This window comes from Bradyrhizobium niftali (genome assembly GCF_004571025.1).
Lineage (GTDB): Bacteria > Pseudomonadota > Alphaproteobacteria > Rhizobiales > Xanthobacteraceae > Bradyrhizobium > Bradyrhizobium niftali.
In genome coordinates, this window is record NZ_SPQT01000002.1 from 388,897 (window position 1) to 402,632 (window position 13,736).

The following is a 13,736-nucleotide window of genomic DNA, read 5'->3' on the forward strand; positions in this document are numbered from 1 at the left end:
CCGCTAAGACCGTGGCCTAAATCGTCCATTTGAAGCCGTGCTTTAGGGAGAGACCCCATCATGAAACGCCGTACATTCCTCAAGGGCGGCGCGGTCGCCGGCGCGACGACGCTGGTTGCCGCACCTGCGATTGCGCAAGGCGCGCCCGAGATCAAATGGCGCCTGACCTCGAGCTTCCCGAAATCGCTCGACACCATCTACGGCACGGCGCAGACCTTCGCGAAATACGTCGCCGAGGCCACCGACAACAAATTCCAGATCCAGACCTTTGCGGCCGGCGAGCTCGTCCCCGGTTTGCAGGCGCTCGACGCCGTCAGCGCGGCCTCCGTCGAGATGGCGCAGACACCGCTCTATTTCTACATCGGCAAGGAGCCGGCGCTGGCCTATGCCACCGGCGCGCCGTTCGGCATGAACCATCGCCATCAGGAGTCCTGGTGGCATTTCGGCGGCGGTGCCGATCTCGCCAACGAGGCGCTGAAGCCGTTCAAGGCGCATGCGATCCTCTGCGGCAATTCCGGCACCCAGATGGGCGGCTGGTTCCGTAAGGAGATCAAGACCGTCGACGATCTCAAGGGCCTCAAATTCCGCATTGCCGGCATGGGCGGCCATGTGCTGGCGCGCCTCGGCATCGTGCCGCAGCAGCTCGCCGGCGGTGACGTCTATTCGGCACTGGAGAAGGGCTCGATCGACGCCGCCGAATTCGTCGGTCCCTATGACGACGAGAAGCTCGGCTTCCAGAAGGTCGCCAAATACTATTACTTCCCGGGCTGGTGGGAAGGCGGCGCCATGCTGCACATGATCGTCAATGACGAGAAGTGGGCAAGCTTGCCGAAACAGTATCAGGCCATCGTCAACCAGGCCGCCTCGGCGGCCGGCGCCTGGATGCTCGAGAAGTACGACAGCGTGAATCCGGCGGCGCTGAAGCGGCTGATCGCCAACGGCGCCGAGCTGAAGGCGTTCCCGCAGCCGGTGCTGGAGGCTTGCTACAACGCGACCCAGGACCATCTGAACGAGCTCGCCGCAAAGAGCGACCTGTTCAAGCGGACCAAGGAAAGCCACGACGCGTATATGAAGGAGCTGCTGTTCTACACGCAGATTGCGGAGAACTTCTACGACAACTATTTGCTCAGCAAGATGCGCAACAAGACCTGATTGGAAGAAGAGGGCGCGGTGTTGACGCCGCGCCCAGCTCCGTAGCCCGGATGGAGCGTAGCGCAATCCGGGATCCCGCACGTCAACGGCACCGTCCCGGATTACGCTTCGCTCCATCCGGGCTACGAGACTGATTGTGTCGGGACGTGCGTGGCCCTATTACGCCGCGCCCAGCCCGAGCTTCGCGTAGATCCGCCGTGCATAGGCACCGAACGCGTCCGTGGTCTTGAGCGGAAGGTCGCGCGGGAAGGGCAGGTCGATGGCGAAGTAGTCGGCCATCTTCGCCGGGCCCGCGGTCAGCACGGCGCAATGGGAAGACAGGAACACCGCTTCCTGGATCGAATGCGTGACGAAGATGATGGTCTTGCCGCTCTCGCGCCAGATCCGCAGCATTTCCAGGTTCATCTGCTCGCGCGTCAAGGCGTCCAGCGCGCCGAACGGCTCGTCCATCAGGATCAGTTTTGGATCGTGGATGAAGGCCCGCGCGATCGCGGTGCGCTGCTGCATGCCGCCGGAGAGCTGCTGCGGATATTTCTGCTCGTAGCCGGCAAGCCCGACCAGATTGAGGAGGTCGCGCGCCCGCTCGCGCGCAGCTTTCATCGGCAAGCCCACGATCTCGGCCGGCAGCAGCACGTTGTCCAGAATCGTCCGCCATTTCAGCAGCAGCGCCTGCTGGAACACCATGCCGATGTCGCGGGTCGGGTCGAACGGGCTTGTGGCACTGCCGATCGTCACGGTGCCGCCGTCGGCGCCGTGCAGGCCGGCCAGAATCTTCATCACCGTGGTCTTGCCGCAGCCGGACGGGCCGACCAGCGAGACGAGCTCACCTTCCTGCACGTCCATCGTGACGTCGGAGACCGCCAGGAACTCGGCTCCGCCGCTGCGGTAGACTTTCCTGACGCCGCGCAGGCTGATGAAGGGCTCTTCCGTCATGCCAGCCATTTGTCGAGGTTGGCGGCCACGAAGGCATCGTCGCTGAGGTCGGCGTGCTCGCGGCAGACGCGGTCGATCTCTTCCTTCTGGCCGGGGCTCAGGCCCTCGGCCGGATCGAGGCACCACAGCCCCTGAATCAGGCCCTGACGCCGCAAGATCTCGTGGCAGCCGGCGATGCAGCCGTGAAAGTTGTTGGCGACGTCGAAGAAGGCGCTGTTGCAATCGGTGACGCGGGCATCGAGCGCGAGCAGATCCGCTGGCACGCTGTCCTTGTGTCGCGCTGCCTTGCAGCGCTCGAACTGCTTGATCGCGCTCGCCGTCCACACCGACCAATGGCCGAGCAGGCCGCCCTTGAAGTAGGTTCGCGTGGTGACGCCGTTGTCGCGGAGGTCGAAGGGCAGCATCAAGTCCAGCAGGATGTGATCGTCATTGCCGGTGTAGAGCGCGACGCGGTCGAGCGCACCCGCCGCCGCCACGCCGCGCAGGACGTCGAGCGTGCGGTAGCGGTTGAACGGCGCGATCTTGATCGCGATGACGTTGTCGATCGAGGCAAAGCGCTGCCAGAACCGGCTCGACAGGATGACGCCCCCCACCGCCGGCTGGAGATAGAAGCCGACCAGCGGGATCTCGGCGGCGACCGCCGTGCAATGCGCAATGATCTCGTCCTCGGCGGCGCTCTTCATCGCGGCCAGGCTGAGCAGGCCGGCGTGATAGCCGATGTCACGGGCCGTGCGCGCCTCGGCGGTTGCCTGCCGGGTCGAACCGGCAAGTCCCGCGACCATCGCCAGCGGACGCCTGGTCCAGCTCGCGGCGGTCTCGGCGGCAAGCTCCAGCACGGGACGGTAGAGGCCGACGTCGCGGATCGCGAATTGCGTCGTGTGCACGCCGACCGCAAGGCCGCCGGCGCCGGCGTCGATATAGTAGCGCGTCAGCGCGCGCTGATGCTTCTCGTCGAGCTTTCGCTCGGCGGTGAGCGCAAGAGGGTGCGCCGGCAGCACGGTGCCGTCGGCGATCAGCTTGCGGATGTCGCTGTTGATCTGGCTGTGGTGCATGATGTCCTATCCAAATTCGGGGCCGGCGACGGCGAACGGTATTTCCTCGCTGGTAGCGGTGGCGGGGCCGAAGCGCATGCGCTGGAACGGCCGTTCGACGGTCCAGCCGGATGCGGTCAATCCTTCCAGGAACGCGCCGTGTGACGCGACGGCATCGATCAGCAGAGGGGCGGTCTCGGATCGGGCGATCGCACCAACCAGAGCCAATGCTTCCACCGCGTCATTCGCAAACAAAGGGCCGATATGGCGGGCGGTTCTGCCGTCGCGAACCAGCGCGATGGCGCCGTTCGCGGAGACGATGCGCGAGCCGGAGCGTTGTGCGAAGGCGGAGAGGAGGGCGCTCCGGTCGAAACCGGTGGCCCGCCGGTCCCGCGCGCGAAGCGCCTCGATGGTCGCGGAAGAAGACCGCGGCGCTTCGGCTCGCGCGGGTTTCGCCAGCTTCAGCCGGCGCAATTGCAGTGTCGGCGTGAAGCCGAGCGGCCCGTAAACGGCAGCACCGTCGGGCGTTGCGTCAAGCCAGCTCGTCAGGCCGTTCTTGCGCGCAGTTTCCAGGCAGGCATCGACGAGGCGCGTTGCGAGGCCGCGGCGGCGATGCGTCGCCGTCACCAGCACCATGCTGATCCAGGCGTTGTTGCCGGAATAGGGCAGCAGCGCTGCGGTTGCGACCAGCCGCATGCCGTCGCGGATGCCGAACACGACGCCGTCGTGCAGGAAGATGCGCCAGTCCTCTTCGGTCTGGTTCCAGTGCGCTTCGACCGATAGAACGAGCCCGGCGATCGCGTCGTCGGCGCCGAGCTTGAGGATGGGCGGACCGTCAGTAGCGGCCATCGCGCACCTCGTATTTGGTGGGCTTGCCGAGGCTTGGCATGGCGCGGGATACCCAGTCGGCGGTCCAGGCGATCAGCTGCTCGGTGTCGACGACCGGCAGGCCGAACAGCCCGACTGCCTGCGAGGTATCGGTGAGCCACGCCGTCGGCTCCTCCTTGCCGGTCAGCACCGGTGCGCGGCCGAAGCGGGCGCCGAATTTCGCCGCGAGATCGCGCACCGCCAGGATCTCGTGGCCGCTGACATTGATCGGCGAGGTCGGCGCCGTGCAATGGGCGAGGCAGCGCAGCGCCTGCGCGGACGCATCGCCCTGCCAGATGAAATTGACATGGCCAAGGCTGACGTCGATCGGCGTGCCGGTGAGGACCTTGGTGGCGATGTCGTGCAGCACGCCGTAGCGCATGTCGATCGCGTAATTGAGCCGGAACAGCCGGCCGGGCGTTCCAGATTTGCGCGAGAAATATTCGAACATGCGCTCGCGGCCGACGCAGGATTGGGCGTATTCGCCGGGCGGGTTCGGCGCCATGGCCTCGGTCGCGCCTTGGCCGTCGACCGGCACGAAGGGATAGACGCAGCCGGTCGAGAACGCGACGATCCGCGACGACGGGAAGGCCTGCGCGACCAGCGCCGGCACATGCGCGTTCATCGCCCAGGTCAGCGACAGATCGCCCTCGGCGCCGAACTTGCGGCCGGCCATGAAGACGATGTTGGGCGCCTTCGGCAGCGCCTTGATCGCGGCCTCCTCGAGCAGGTCGCAGTTGATCGTCTCGACACCGCGCCCATGCAGCCAGTCCTTGACGCCCGCCTCGCTGAAGCGCGCCACGCCGATGACGCGGCGATCCGGTGCGGCCGCTTTGGCGAGCCCCGCCAGCGTCGGGCCCATCTTGCCGGCGACGCCGAGGATCATGATGTCGCCCTCGACTTTGGCGAGGTCGTCGATCAGTGCCTGGGTCGGCCGGCACAGGAGATCGTCGAGGGCTGCGATATCCGGAATGGTCTTCGGCAGCGTCTGGCGGGTGAGGAGCATGGATCGTTCCTTTAGCTAAGTCTGCCGGGCGTCGCCCACGACGAACATGCGTTCGAGGGCGAGCACGAGGCCGTAGAGGGCGACGCCGAGCAGCGTCAGCAGCACGACGGCCATCACCATCGCGGGCGTGTCGAGCGACGACTGCACCTGGATCATGAGGTAGCCGAGCCCGCGCTCGGAGGCGATGAACTCGCCGACGATGGCGCCGGCGACCGCCAGGATGGCGCCGACCTTCATGCCGGAGAACACGTAAGGCAGCGATCCCGGCAGCTGGATCTTGCGGAACAGCGTCCAGCGCGAGCCGCGCAGCGATTTGACGAGATCGAGCAGATCCGGCTCGACCTCGCGCAAGCCGCGGGCGGTGGTGAGCAGGATCGGGAAGAAGCAGATGCTGAAGGCGATCAGGATATTCGGCACGATGCCGTAGGAGAACCAGACGATCAGAAGCGGGCCGAGCGCGACCTTCGGGATCATGTTCAGCGTCACGAACAGCGGCAGCAGCACGAGGCTCAGCAGCGGCGCCCAGCTGAAGATCACCGCGAGGGTGACGCCGACGAATGCGCCGAGCGCAAAGCCGCCGAGGATCTCGATCGCCGTCACCAGCGTATTGGCGCCCCAGGCGTAGCTCGCGGTTCCCAGCGTCTGCACGGTCGCAAGCGGAGAGGGCAGGATGAATTTCGGCACATGGAAGGCATCGACCGCGACCTGCCACAGCACGAGCACGGCGAGGTGCACGATCAGGATGATCGCAAAGTTGCGGGCCGGGCCTGCTCCGTCACCTGCCACCTGTTGCTCCCCGTTGCTCGCGGCCTCTCCGCCGCGACGGCAAGCCTAACCGTCCCCGGGGCAAGTTTCAACCAGTTGGTTGATTATGGGCGGAGCGACTGGAGCACGAGGTCGACGACATGCCTGCGGCGGGCGCGGCGCTGGGCGCGGCTCGACAGGTCCTTGCCGAAGATCGCCGACAGCGTCGGCGTGTTGGAGAAGAAGAAATAGCTGAGGCCCGCAATGGAGATGTAGAGCTGGACGGGGTCGATCCCTTTGCGGAAAAGTCCGCTGCGCACGCCCTCCTGGAGGATGTGGGAGACGCTCTTCACCAGCGGGGAATGCATCGCCTCCAGCCGCGTGGATCCGCGGACATGGCGGGCGCCGCCGCGGTTCTCGTCGTTCAGAAGCACGATGAAATCAGGGTTTGCCGCAAGGTGGTCGAACGAGGCTTCTATCAGCCGGCGGATCGCCTTGTCGGGCGGCAGGCCCTCCAGATTGAGCCTGCGCTCCTGCTCGCGGATGTCCTCATAGACCCATTCGAGCACGGCGAGGTAGAGCGCGTCCTTGTCGCCGAAATAGTGGTAGACGAGCTGCTTGTTGACGCCGGCGCGCTCGGCGATCTCGTCGACGCGGGCGCCCGCAAGGCCGTGCCGGGCGAACTCCAGGCGCGCCGCGGTGAGCAGCTTCTTGCGGGTGGCGACGGGGTCGCGCCGCTGCGGCACGGTGTCGCCAGATCGTTTTGCGGGCATTTCCAACCAAACAGTTGACAAGTGGAAGGCGGACTTGTTGCATTGGTATCCTCACAAGGGGAGAGCGACAAGCCGGGTCGCGGCATTGAGGAGACATGCGATGAAGCGTTTGCAGGCGGCGGTTGTGACCCTGATGCTCGGTTTGCCGGGCGTGCCCGCGAACGCGGGCGAGGCGGTCAACATGATCCTGAACTGGACGCCGACGGCCGACCATTCGCCCTATTATTACGCGAAGGCGCAAGGCTGGTACGAGAAGGCCGGCATCGACCTCACCATCGAGACCGGCAAGGGCTCCGGCGTCTCCGCCGCCAAGGTCGGCTCCGGCGGCTCGCCGTTCGGCGTCGCCGATCTCGCCACCATGCTGGTGGCCAAGAGCAAGGGCGCCGACACCGTCGCGGTGATGAGCGTCTACGCCAACACCGGCCAGACCTTCTACTGGCTGAAGAGCTACGGCGTGAACGGCGTCAAGGATTTCGCCGGCCACAAGATCGGCAATCCGCCCGGGGACGCCTCGCGCGTGATGTGGCCGGCCTTCGCCAAGGCCGCAGGCCTTGCGCCGGATGCGGTCGGCTTCGTCAATGTCGGGCCGACTGCGAAGATCGCAGCGCTGAAGAGCCATACCGTCGACATCATCAGCGACTTCTACAACGAGCACGACCGCAAGGTGATCGAGTTCGGACCCGATCTCGGCTACGTCAACTGGAAGGACATCGGCCTCAACCCTTACGGCAATTCGCTGATCGTCAATGGCGCCTATCTCCAGAAGAACCCGAAGCTGGTCGAGGAGTTCGTGCGCGTCACGCAGAAGGCCTTCGCGGCCTGCGTCGCCGACGTCACCCCGTGCCTGAAGGCGCTGCTCGACCAGGTCTCCGGCCTCGACAGGGCGAGCCAGGAGCGCCAGTGGGAGCGCATCAAGTTCCTGATGACGGACGAGTTCACGACGACGAAGAGCCTCGGCTGGATCGACGGCGAGCGCATGAAGAAGGACTACGATCTGGTCCAGACCTATCTCGGCATGGAGAAGCCGTTCGACGTGACGACGGCGTTCACGACCAGGATGCTGGATCCCGCCATCAAGATGGATGCGAGCAAGGTGAAGAAGTAGGGGGGCTACAGGCGGAAGCGCTCGCGTCCCATACCGGTGTCATGCCCCGCCACCGGGTCTCGCCTTCGGCGAGCCCGATGACAGGCTCCGGCGGGGCATCCAGTACGCCGCAGCCTATCGACTGACCCACTCCCGTCTCGGAGTACTGGATCGCCCGCCTGCGCGGGCGATGACGGCTATGTGCTGGGCGGGAGCGCCTGCCGAAGGTCCGGCCGCTCAAGGGCCGACCGCCAGTCCAACTCACGTAGCCCAGGGAGAAATTAACCTGCCGTTAACCATATCCGCCGCATCGTTAACCATTCAATAACAGGGAACGAGTCGGCCGCCATGGAGGCTGCAGCAAAAGTCCAACGCCAAATGGTGCGCCTGCGCGGGCGCTCCTACGTGGCCTTCGTGTTCGTGCCGACGGTTCCGATCCAGGACTGGCTCCAGGAGATCGACACCACCATCGCGCGTTCGCCGGGCTTCTTCGCCGGCCGGCCCGTGGTGATCGACCTGTCCTCGGTCGATCTCAGCCAGTCCGGCATCAATCATCTGCTCACCAGCCTTCAGGATCGCAACATCCGCGTGCTCGGGATCGAGGGCGTGGAGGAGGGCCGGCTGACCCCCATGATGCCGCCGCTGCTCTCGGGCGGGCGCAGCTGCGTGGTCGAGCCGAGCGCGCCGAAAAAGGCCGAAGCGAAGGCCGAGGCCAAGCCAACCTCGCTGCTGCTCGAGGCTCCCGTGCGCTCGGGCCAGACCGTGATCTTCCCCGAAGGCGACGTCACCATCCTCGGCTCGGTCGGCTCCGGCGCCGAGGTCGTCGCCGGCGGCTCCATCCACATCTATGGCGCGCTGCGCGGCCGCGCCATGGCGGGCGTGAACGGTCACACGAGCGCGCGCATCTACTGCCAGAAGATCGAGGCTGAACTGCTTGCAATCGACGGGTTTTACCAGACTGCGGACGACATCGACGCCGCCTTGCGCGGCAAGCCGGCGCAGGCCTGGCTGCAGGGGAATACCATGCGAATTACAGCGCTGAACTGACCAGCAAAGGAGACATTTCAGATGAGTAAGGTACTGGTCGTGACATCAGGAAAGGGCGGCGTCGGTAAGACCACGACGACCGCCGCGCTGGGAGCTGCGCTCGCGCAGCGCGGCGACAAGGTCGTCGTCGTCGATTTCGACGTCGGCCTGCGCAACCTCGATCTCGTGATGGGCGCCGAACGCCGCGTGGTGTTCGACCTCATCAACGTGGTGCAGGGCGTCGCAAAGCTGCCGCAGGCGCTGATCCGCGACAAGCGGCTGGAGAATCTGTGGCTGCTGCCGGCCTCGCAAACCCGCGACAAGGACGCGCTGACGGAAGAGGGCGTGGGCAAGGTCATCGACGATCTGCGGGGACGTTTCGACTGGGTGATCTGCGACAGCCCGGCCGGCATCGAGCGCGGCGCCTCCATGGCGATGCGCTTTGCCGACGAGGCCGTGATCGTCACCAATCCGGAAGTCTCCTCGGTGCGCGATTCCGACCGCATCATCGGCATGCTCGATTCCAAGACGGTGCGGGCCGAGAAGGGCGAGCGGGTCGAGAAGCACATTCTCATCACCCGCTATGATGCCTCCCGCGCGGCGCGCGGCGAGATGCTGACCATCGACGACATCCTCGAGATCCTTGCCACGCCCTTGCTCGGCATCATTCCCGAGAGCCAGGACGTGTTGAAGGCGTCCAACGTCGGCACGCCGGTGACTCTGTCGAACGCGGACGGCGCGCCGGCGCGGGCCTATATGGACGCCGCCAAGCGCCTCTGCGGCGAGAACGTCACGATGCACGTTCCCGCCGAGCGCAGAGGTCTGATGGATCGTCTGCTGCGACGGAGGGCTGCATGAGCATGGGTCTGCTTCGACTTCTCCGCGGCAAGAAGGCCTCGGCACCCGTCGCACGCGAACGGTTGCAGATCCTGCTTGCCCATGAACGCGGAATGCGCGGCCAGCCCGATCTGCTCGGTGTGCTGCGTGAGGAAATCCTCGCTGTCGTGTCCAGGCACGTCACGCTGGATCCGACCAAGGTCATCGTTCGGCTCGAGCGCGGCGACGAGGTGTCGACCCTGGAGGTCGATATCGAGGTGCCCAACGATTTCGAGCGCAAGCGCGTGGCGGTCGCGTAGGGGACGCGGCCGACGATTTCAGGTTTTGGGGTGGGTGAGAAGGCGGTCCGTCGGGCATGGCGGGCCGCCTTTTGTCGTCGCTGCGGGTGATCGGAACGAGACCTGCGACTTGATCGTTGTAGGAAATTCGCGGACCCACCCAGCGTGCACCGCGGTTTCATCAAACGGGAGAGCGCCCATGATATCGGAGCTCCAAATCCACACCATCGCACGCCAGATGCTCGAACGGCACGGCTTCGCTGCGATTGCGAAGGCCGCCGAGCAGGCCCAGGCCTGCGAGGGCCGCGGCGAGGCCGATGAGGCCAAGGAGTGGCGTCACATCGAGGATGCCATGAAGATCATGCGTGGACCGCACCACAGCTGATCGCCGGACAGGAAACGCCTCAGCGGTCCTCGTGCTCGGGTCCCTGCGACTGGGACCGTTGGGTTCGCGGCTGACTGCGATCGCCGGTTTCCTTGCAGGGAAGCTGTTCCCAGGTACCATCCGATGCCTGCTGATACGCGCTGCAGGTGGAGGAGGGCGATTTGCCCTCGGCTTTCTCGGTGTCTGAATTCTTCGCCAGCACGGGGGCGGTCAGCGCCGTGACGGCCGCGAGCGTGCCGGCGAAGACGAAATGGATCATCCGCATGAGCGGCTCCTGTTCGAATTCGAAGAGGCCCGCATGCTGGCGAGGATTGTGACGAATATTGGCCGTGGCGGCGGTTCCGCAGCTGTGGGCTTAACGCCAGGGAAAACCGGTTAGCCGCCCTTGCTGCGGATCAGGCCGGCGAGGTTGGTCTTCTGGGCCTCGCACCAGCCGGGCATGCCGAGACGGCGCTGGTCCATATCGGTCGCCTGCGTCGCGACCGCGACCTCGGCCATCAGGTCGTCGTCCTGCTTCTCGCCCATCTTGCCGCCGGTATGCATCCAGGCGATCGCCTTGCGCACCTTCTCGGTGGTGCCGTCGGGCAGCTGCATCTGCTGTGCCTTCTGCACGAGGTCCTGATAGACGAGATCCGTGTTGGGGCACTCGACCCTGGCGGCGAAGGCCTGCAAGACCATCGTCACATAGGCCGAGCGTGGATGATCCTCCGCCCGGGCCGGCGCGGCGATCAGCAACAGGCCTGCCATCAGAAAACCATAGCGCATCCTTGGTACCTCCTCGATTTTTTTGGGAGGCTAGCGTCCGGCGCGCCGCTCCGCAATGGTGCCGGGACGCAATTGTCGCGTCTGCGTGCGGTGCGTTAAATTGGCTGCTCCCGGACCCGGAGAACGCCATGAGCCTGTTCAGCACGCCGTTCGATCCCCAGCGCGACACGGCGCTCGTCACCGGCGCGGGCAACGGCATCGGTCGCGCGATCGCGCAGGCCCTGGTCGGCGAGGGCGTGCGGACCGTGTTCGCCGATGTGAGTGCGGAACGGGTGAGTGCCGCGATCGGCGCGAGCGAGCGGCCAGAACGCGCGGTGCCCTGGGTCGGCGATCTCGCCGAGCTGGACGCCTGCGATGCGCTGCTTGCCGCGTCACATGCCGCGCTGGGGCAGGTGACGCACTTCGTGCACAGCGCCTCGCCGCCGCGACGCGAGGCCGATCACGCGCTCGCGGTCGATCGACGGACCTGGCAGGAGATGCACGCCGTCAATCTCGATGCAGGTTTTCACCTAGCGCGCGAGATCGCCAAGCGGCTGATCGCGGCGAAGCGGCCCGGCTCGTTCCTGTTCCTCACCTCGCTGCATGCGGGCACGCCGCGCAACCTGCCGCATTACTCGACGGCGAAGGCGGGGATGGCGATGTTGGTGAAGGAGCTCGCCAAGACGTTCGGGCGCCACGGCATCCGCGTCAACGCGCTGGTGCCCGGTGCGATCGCGGCCGGCGGTTTCGTCGCGGACGCCTCGTTGGCGCGACACATCCCGCTGGGGCGTCTCGGCGAGGCCAAGGACCTTGCGCCGATGGCGCTGACCGTATTGTCGAACACGCTGTCAGCTTACGTCACCGGCGCAGCCTTCGTCGTCGACGGCGGATTGTCGCTGACGAACTGGTTCGACGCGCCGGTGCTGGAGTAGCTTAGCGTTGCCAGGCCGGCACGGGATCGAGCGGCGTGCGATAGAGCTCGTTGTGATCGCGGTCGGTGACGCGCACCGCGCAGCCCTTTTGCTGAAGCTCCGGCTTCACCTGCGACAGCTCGGTGGCCAGCTGGTGGGCGCGATCCGAGGCGACCTCGATGTCTTCGAGGATGATTCCGCCCTGGTTCTTGAACTCTTCACCAACCACGAGATCGAAGTAGTAGTAAGGCATCCGAATTCCCCGCTGTGACGACCCAAGTCTCGACGACAAGTCTGGAAAACAAGTCTGCAACGGAAGTCTCAACACATGTCGGATAGTACCACTGAGTCGATCTTTATCGAACGAGCGAAGCGCGCAATCTCTGTGCGTATGGCGCAGAAATCATGTGCAGCGTGCAAGCGCGTTAAGATTTTATTAAATATGTCAGCGTGATCATGAGGCATGGAATTGCAACAGAACCGGGCTCCGGGAACCGGCAGTTGCAACAGAAGGCCGTCGGCATAGATCCCGACGGCCTTTTCTCTTGGCGATTCGTTTGTCGGAAGACGATCGAAACATCGATCTCCGTAGTCGCCCGGACTCAACGCATCACATCGAGTCGGACAGCTTGCAGTGACGCTGCGTGAGCGATGCCGTGCATCGCCTTGCATTGGTCTAGCGCAGCGGCATTGGCGGACGCACGACAGGTCCGTCGTCATCGGCAACGGCTTGTGTCGTGGTGACCGGCGCGACCTGCGGCGGGACCGCGGCAGCCTGCGAAGGCGGCGGCGGTGATGCGACCGGTGCGGGCGAATACGCCGGCATGTAGGTCTGCGACACGGCCGGCTTCGGCTTGCGAACCGGCGGAGCTTGGGGCCGCGGCGGTAGCGCGGAAACGCGCGCGCGCGGATCGAGGCGCGGATCGATCGGCCGCGTCTCAGCCATCGGCTTCGGGGCGGACGGCTTCGCCATCTCGCGCGCCATCTGTTCCTGTCCGGCCTTCAACTCGGCGATGTTGGCCTTGAGCTGCTCGATCTGCTGCGCCATCGCGGTGAGATCGCGCGTCATCGATTGCACCGACTGAACTGCTTCGGGCGGCGTTGCTGCGGGCACGGCCGCAGACTGAGCCGCAGCCGGCGTCGGGGATGGGTCGGCTGTTTGATCGGTTGCCGCTTCCGCCGCGGGCGGCGCGGCCTGCGCGGCCGCGACCGGCGCCGTCTGTTGTGACGTCGAAGGCGTCAGCGACGAAGGCATCAGCGATGCCAATACGGGTTTCCAGTCGGCGAACATCTGCCTCGCCACGTCGCCGTGTTTCTCCCAGGCGATGGTGGCAGCGGCGCTGCCGCCCGCGAACAGAAACGTGAGGAACGCGCCGCGCAGCCACTTGCCGACGGAGGATCGCTTCCGCCGGCCGCGACCATCGCCTGCAGTTACGCGCACCGCGGTGTCGACCGAGGGCGCCGCCGGCTGCGGCTCCACGACAGGACTGAACTTCGGCTCCGGATTGCTCCTGGGCCCCGGCGCGAATTTCGGCTCCGGACGGGACGTGACGTCAGGCGCCAGCGCGGGGGCAACGCTGATGGGGCGCGAGGCCAGAACGATGTCCGGCGAGATCTGAACCGCGTCGTGCGGATCATTGTCCTTGACCGTGTCCTTCACGATCTCATCGACGATTTGCTTGCTGTTCAGCATCGCGAGCATCGCAGCTCCTTTGAAGCCTTCGTCGTCCGCATTGGCGCGAGCCGATCTGTTGAGGTGAGCCCCATCCCAAGTCTGATGACGCACGAGTCCAGCCGGGTTTGACCAAAGCAAGGCGAGGGGATGGAGATGATGCGACGGTCTTCTGCCGTTTGTGGTGATGGAACTCCGCCGGAAAAACACGCGGTCGTGTTCCGCATTGCCTTGTTTTCAGCACGATTTTGGCAATATCTGACGCTGCTGGGGGTGCTGCGATCCGCTATAGG

17 protein-coding genes are annotated in these 13,736 nt (G+C 65.5%); 7 read left to right on the forward strand and 10 right to left on the reverse strand.

What is annotated here, in order from left to right; genetic code table 11:
• The first annotated feature begins 60 nt into the window (after window positions 1–60).
• Window positions 61–1,152, forward strand: coding sequence for a TRAP transporter substrate-binding protein (locus tag E4K65_RS07055; RefSeq protein WP_135173515.1), 1,092 nt, complete (start codon window positions 61–63; stop codon window positions 1,150–1,152).
• A 159-nt stretch (window positions 1,153–1,311) separates the two neighbouring features.
• Here E4K65_RS07055 and E4K65_RS07060 read toward each other — a convergent pair whose 3' ends face one another.
• From E4K65_RS07060 to E4K65_RS07085, 6 genes are all read right to left on the reverse strand, one after another.
• Window positions 1,312–2,094 carry an ABC transporter ATP-binding protein gene (locus tag E4K65_RS07060; protein ID WP_135173516.1) on the reverse strand — a complete coding sequence of 261 codons (783 nt, stop codon included), beginning with the start codon at window positions 2,092–2,094 and terminating at the stop codon, window positions 1,312–1,314.
• Window positions 2,082–3,137 carry a dihydrodipicolinate synthase family protein gene (locus E4K65_RS07065; RefSeq protein ID WP_135173517.1) on the reverse strand — a complete coding sequence of 352 codons (1,056 nt, stop codon included), beginning with the start codon at window positions 3,135–3,137 and terminating at the stop codon, window positions 2,082–2,084. The genes E4K65_RS07060 and E4K65_RS07065 overlap by 13 nt, the downstream gene beginning before the upstream one ends.
• Window positions 3,138–3,143: 6 nt before the next feature.
• Window positions 3,144–3,965, reverse strand: coding sequence for a GNAT family N-acetyltransferase (locus tag E4K65_RS07070; RefSeq protein ID WP_135173518.1), 822 nt, complete (start codon window positions 3,963–3,965; stop codon window positions 3,144–3,146).
• Window positions 3,952–4,989 carry an NAD-dependent epimerase/dehydratase family protein gene (locus E4K65_RS07075; protein WP_135173519.1) on the reverse strand — a complete coding sequence of 346 codons (1,038 nt, stop codon included), beginning with the start codon at window positions 4,987–4,989 and terminating at the stop codon, window positions 3,952–3,954. Before E4K65_RS07075 ends, E4K65_RS07070 begins: the two co-directional genes overlap by 14 nt.
• A 15-nt stretch (window positions 4,990–5,004) precedes the next feature.
• The gene (locus E4K65_RS07080) at window positions 5,005–5,775 is read right to left on the reverse strand and encodes an ABC transporter permease (protein ID WP_025575387.1); all 771 of its coding nucleotides are present in this window, start codon (window positions 5,773–5,775) and stop codon (window positions 5,005–5,007) included.
• A gap of 83 nt (window positions 5,776–5,858) precedes the next feature.
• Window positions 5,859–6,506, reverse strand: coding sequence for a TetR/AcrR family transcriptional regulator (locus E4K65_RS07085; protein ID WP_025575385.1), 648 nt, complete (start codon window positions 6,504–6,506; stop codon window positions 5,859–5,861).
• A 100-nt stretch (window positions 6,507–6,606) separates the two neighbouring features.
• Here E4K65_RS07085 and E4K65_RS07090 point away from each other — a divergent pair, with 100 nt between their 5' ends.
• The 5 genes from E4K65_RS07090 (at window position 6,607) to E4K65_RS47010 (ending at window position 10,116) form a co-directional block, all read left to right on the forward strand.
• Window positions 6,607–7,611 carry an ABC transporter substrate-binding protein gene (locus E4K65_RS07090; RefSeq protein ID WP_135173520.1) on the forward strand — a complete coding sequence of 335 codons (1,005 nt, stop codon included), beginning with the start codon at window positions 6,607–6,609 and terminating at the stop codon, window positions 7,609–7,611.
• Window positions 7,612–7,938: 327 nt separating this feature from the next.
• The gene (gene minC, locus E4K65_RS07095; RefSeq protein WP_025575382.1) at window positions 7,939–8,637 is read left to right on the forward strand and encodes a septum site-determining protein MinC; all 699 of its coding nucleotides are present in this window, start codon (window positions 7,939–7,941) and stop codon (window positions 8,635–8,637) included.
• A 21-nt stretch (window positions 8,638–8,658) separates the two neighbouring features.
• The gene (gene minD, locus E4K65_RS07100; protein ID WP_025575380.1) at window positions 8,659–9,474 is read left to right on the forward strand and encodes a septum site-determining protein MinD; all 816 of its coding nucleotides are present in this window, start codon (window positions 8,659–8,661) and stop codon (window positions 9,472–9,474) included.
• On the forward strand, window positions 9,471–9,752 hold the full coding sequence (gene minE / locus E4K65_RS07105; RefSeq protein ID WP_025575378.1) for a cell division topological specificity factor MinE: 282 nt from the start codon (window positions 9,471–9,473) through the stop codon (window positions 9,750–9,752). The genes minD and minE overlap by 4 nt, the downstream gene beginning before the upstream one ends.
• A 178-nt stretch (window positions 9,753–9,930) precedes the next feature.
• A complete protein-coding gene (locus tag E4K65_RS47010; protein WP_025575377.1) occupies window positions 9,931–10,116 on the forward strand; it encodes a hypothetical protein in 186 nt (61 codons plus the stop codon).
• 19 nt (window positions 10,117–10,135) lie between these two features.
• On the opposite strand, the gene E4K65_RS07115 is transcribed toward E4K65_RS47010, so the two are convergent.
• Together E4K65_RS07115 and E4K65_RS07120 are read right to left on the reverse strand one after the other, a co-directional pair.
• Window positions 10,136–10,381 carry a hypothetical protein gene (locus E4K65_RS07115; RefSeq protein ID WP_135173522.1) on the reverse strand — a complete coding sequence of 82 codons (246 nt, stop codon included), beginning with the start codon at window positions 10,379–10,381 and terminating at the stop codon, window positions 10,136–10,138.
• Between the two features lie 110 nt (window positions 10,382–10,491).
• Window positions 10,492–10,881 carry a hypothetical protein gene (locus E4K65_RS07120; protein ID WP_025575372.1) on the reverse strand — a complete coding sequence of 130 codons (390 nt, stop codon included), beginning with the start codon at window positions 10,879–10,881 and terminating at the stop codon, window positions 10,492–10,494.
• Between the two features lie 128 nt (window positions 10,882–11,009).
• Here E4K65_RS07120 and E4K65_RS07125 point away from each other — a divergent pair, with 128 nt between their 5' ends.
• Window positions 11,010–11,792: an SDR family NAD(P)-dependent oxidoreductase gene (locus E4K65_RS07125; protein ID WP_167770591.1), complete on the forward strand. Its 783-nt coding sequence runs from the start codon at window positions 11,010–11,012 to the stop codon at window positions 11,790–11,792.
• A gap of 1 nt (window position 11,793) precedes the next feature.
• Here the strand turns inward: E4K65_RS07125 and E4K65_RS07130 are convergent, their stop codons facing one another.
• Window positions 11,794–12,024, reverse strand: a complete 231-nt coding sequence (locus E4K65_RS07130) for a DUF6894 family protein (protein WP_025575367.1) — start codon at window positions 12,022–12,024, stop codon at window positions 11,794–11,796.
• A gap of 423 nt (window positions 12,025–12,447) precedes the next feature.
• Window positions 12,448–13,473: a hypothetical protein gene (locus tag E4K65_RS07135; protein ID WP_167770592.1), complete on the reverse strand. Its 1,026-nt coding sequence runs from the start codon at window positions 13,471–13,473 to the stop codon at window positions 12,448–12,450.
• Window positions 13,474–13,736: the final 263 nt, after the last annotated feature.

Excerpts from the sequence above, each read along its gene's own strand:
- E4K65_RS07055 (WP_135173515.1), top strand. The coding sequence starts at position 61 with ATGAAACGCCGTACATTCCTCAAGGGCGGCGCGGTCGCCGGCGCGACG.
- E4K65_RS07060 (WP_135173516.1), bottom strand. The coding sequence starts at position 2,094 with ATGGCTGGCATGACGGAAGAGCCCTTCATCAGCCTGCGCGGCGTCAGG.
- E4K65_RS07065 (WP_135173517.1), bottom strand. The coding sequence starts at position 3,137 with ATGCACCACAGCCAGATCAACAGCGACATCCGCAAGCTGATCGCCGAC.
- E4K65_RS07070 (WP_135173518.1), bottom strand. The coding sequence starts at position 3,965 with ATGGCCGCTACTGACGGTCCGCCCATCCTCAAGCTCGGCGCCGACGAC.
- E4K65_RS07075 (WP_135173519.1), bottom strand. The coding sequence starts at position 4,989 with ATGCTCCTCACCCGCCAGACGCTGCCGAAGACCATTCCGGATATCGCA.
- E4K65_RS07085 (WP_025575385.1), bottom strand. The coding sequence starts at position 6,506 with ATGCCCGCAAAACGATCTGGCGACACCGTGCCGCAGCGGCGCGACCCC.
- E4K65_RS07090 (WP_135173520.1), top strand. The coding sequence starts at position 6,607 with ATGAAGCGTTTGCAGGCGGCGGTTGTGACCCTGATGCTCGGTTTGCCG.
- minC (WP_025575382.1), top strand. The coding sequence starts at position 7,939 with ATGGAGGCTGCAGCAAAAGTCCAACGCCAAATGGTGCGCCTGCGCGGG.
- minD (WP_025575380.1), top strand. The coding sequence starts at position 8,659 with ATGAGTAAGGTACTGGTCGTGACATCAGGAAAGGGCGGCGTCGGTAAG.
- minE (WP_025575378.1), top strand. The coding sequence starts at position 9,471 with ATGAGCATGGGTCTGCTTCGACTTCTCCGCGGCAAGAAGGCCTCGGCA.
- E4K65_RS47010 (WP_025575377.1), top strand. The coding sequence starts at position 9,931 with ATGATATCGGAGCTCCAAATCCACACCATCGCACGCCAGATGCTCGAA.
- E4K65_RS07115 (WP_135173522.1), bottom strand. The coding sequence starts at position 10,381 with ATGCGGATGATCCATTTCGTCTTCGCCGGCACGCTCGCGGCCGTCACG.
- E4K65_RS07120 (WP_025575372.1), bottom strand. The coding sequence starts at position 10,881 with ATGCGCTATGGTTTTCTGATGGCAGGCCTGTTGCTGATCGCCGCGCCG.
- E4K65_RS07125 (WP_167770591.1), top strand. The coding sequence starts at position 11,010 with ATGAGCCTGTTCAGCACGCCGTTCGATCCCCAGCGCGACACGGCGCTC.
- E4K65_RS07130 (WP_025575367.1), bottom strand. The coding sequence starts at position 12,024 with ATGCCTTACTACTACTTCGATCTCGTGGTTGGTGAAGAGTTCAAGAAC.
- E4K65_RS07135 (WP_167770592.1), bottom strand. The coding sequence starts at position 13,473 with ATGCTCGCGATGCTGAACAGCAAGCAAATCGTCGATGAGATCGTGAAG.